This window comes from Sphingomonas sp. FUKUSWIS1, from assembly GCF_000733135.1.
Classification (GTDB): Bacteria; Pseudomonadota; Alphaproteobacteria; order Sphingomonadales; family Sphingomonadaceae; genus Sphingomonas; species Sphingomonas aerolata.
Genome location: NZ_JPJC01000253.1, coordinates 1,312 through 3,339 on the forward strand (window position 1 = coordinate 1,312; position 2,028 = coordinate 3,339).

The following is a 2,028-nucleotide window of genomic DNA, read 5'->3' on the forward strand; positions in this document are numbered from 1 at the left end:
ATCGTGCCGACCGTCACCTCGCTCCACGTGCCGCCCTATGACGCGCTGCACTGGTTCGTGAAGGCGAGCCCGTCACCGACGCACCGGCTGACGGTGACGTCGCAATCACAGTTGCGTGCCTGGTGGCCGGACGGTGCGCCCGCCGAGGCGTCGGTGCTACACAACGGCATCGACCCCGCCGCGTGGCGGTTCTCGCCCGCAGGGGACGGCAGCGCGGTCTGGTCGGGACGGATGACGCCGAACAAGGGGCCGCATCTGGCGGTGCAGGCGGCGCGGCACGCAGGCGTGGCGATCACGCTGTACGGGCAGATCGAAGATCCGGACTATTGGGCGGCCGAGGTCGCGCCGCATCTGGGGCCCGACGTGCGCTATGGCGGGCATCTGGACGGCGCGGCGCTGGCGTCGGCGCTCGGGCAGGCGTCGGTGTTCCTGTTCACGCCGTGCTGGGACGAGCCGTTCGGGCTGGTCGCGGCAGAGGCGCTGGCGTGCGGCCTGCCGGTCGCCGCGCTCGACATGGGCGCGGCACGCGAGGTCGTGGGTGAGGCAGGGTGTCTCGCTGGGCCGGGCGACGTCGAGGGGCTGGCGGCGGCGATCCCTGCGGCGATGGCGATCCCGCGCGATGTACCGCGCGCTCGGGTCGAACGGCTGTTCACGCGCGACCGCTGGCTCGACCGGTGCGAGGCACTCTATGCGGAGGTATGCGCGGCCAAGGCGGAGATGGTCGCGTGACGGTGTCTGCACGGATACAGGGCGACGACGTGGTCGCGGTGCAGCAGGCAGCGCTGGCGGGGCTGTACCGGCAGCATGTCGGGCCCGGCGACCGCTATGCGCTGCTCGACTTTCCCGATCACGCCAATGTTGGCGACAGCGCGATCTGGCTGGGCGAGATCGCGATGCTCCGCGCGATCACCGGGCGCGATCCCGATCATGTCTGCACCTGGGACGCGTTCGACGCGGACGCGTTTCGCCTCGACAGCCCGGCGGGGGTCGTGTTCCTGCACGGTGGCGGCAATCTGGGCGATATCTGGCCGCATCATCAGCGGTTTCGCGAGGCTATGCTGGCGGCGTTTCGCGACCGGACGATCGTCCAGCTGCCGCAGTCGATCCATTTCCGCGCTGTCGAAGGGCTCGACCGTTTAGCTGCCTGCGTCGACGCGCATCCCGATTTCCACCTCTATGTCCGCGATGCCCGCAGCCTCGACCTTGCGCGGCACCTGTCCTGCCCGGTCGCGCTCGCACCCGATTCCGCGTTCGCGCTGGGGGCGCAGCCGCGTGGGGCTTCGGATTGCGACCTGCTGATGCTGATGCGGACCGATGACGAGCGCGTGGCGGGGGATCGCGGGCCGGTGCCGGAGGGGGCGGTGGTGCTCGACTGGCTCGAGGACGGCGTGCTGCCCCTATGGGAGGCGGGGATGCCGCGTGCTGCACACTATGAGCGGCTGGCTGGTGCGCGGGTCGCGCGCGGGCTGGCGCTGCTGTCGCGCGGGCGGCAGGTCGTGACCGACCGGCTGCACGCGCATATCCTCGCGCTGCTGCTGGGCATCCCGCACGTCGCGCTCGACAATGATTATGGCAAGCTGTCCGCCTATATCGCCGCCTGGACCGCGCGATCGCCGCTGCTGCTGCGCGAATGATCGACGTCAGTGTGCTGATCTGCACGCGCGACCGGGGGGCGTCGCTGTCGCGCACGCTCGATTCGGTGACGCGCGCGGTCGGGGTTGCGGGGGACGTGGCGGTCGAGATGGTGGTCGTCGACAACGGGTCGCGCGACGACACCGCGGCGCGGCTGGCGGCCTGGCAGGCGGAGCAGGCGTTTCCCGTGCTGCTGCTGGCCGAACCACTCGCGGGGCTGGCGCGGGCGCGCAATCTGGGGCTGGCGCATGTCCGCGGGCGGATCGTCGCGATGACCGACGACGATTGCGTGCTGAAGCCGGACTATCTGCTCGCGCTCGTCCGCCGGTTCGCGGGGATCGCGATGCCGACGATCGTCGGCGGGCGGATCCTGCCGGGCGATACCGCAGACCTGCC

3 protein-coding genes are annotated in these 2,028 nt (G+C 71.2%); all 3 read left to right on the top strand.

The window, feature by feature from the left end; translation table 11 throughout:
• Positions 1-729 (top strand): glycosyltransferase (locus sphsw_RS19035; protein WP_152555533.1); only part of this gene is annotated, 729 nt, incomplete at its 5' end.
• A complete protein-coding gene (locus tag sphsw_RS16095; protein WP_235188435.1) occupies positions 726-1,634 on the top strand; it encodes a polysaccharide pyruvyl transferase family protein in 909 nt (302 codons plus the stop codon). The genes sphsw_RS19035 and sphsw_RS16095, both read left to right, overlap by 4 nt.
• Positions 1,631-2,028, top strand: a 398-nt coding sequence (locus sphsw_RS16100; protein WP_031441519.1) for a glycosyltransferase family 2 protein, incomplete at its 3' end; no start/stop codon positions are given. The genes sphsw_RS16095 and sphsw_RS16100, both read left to right, overlap by 4 nt.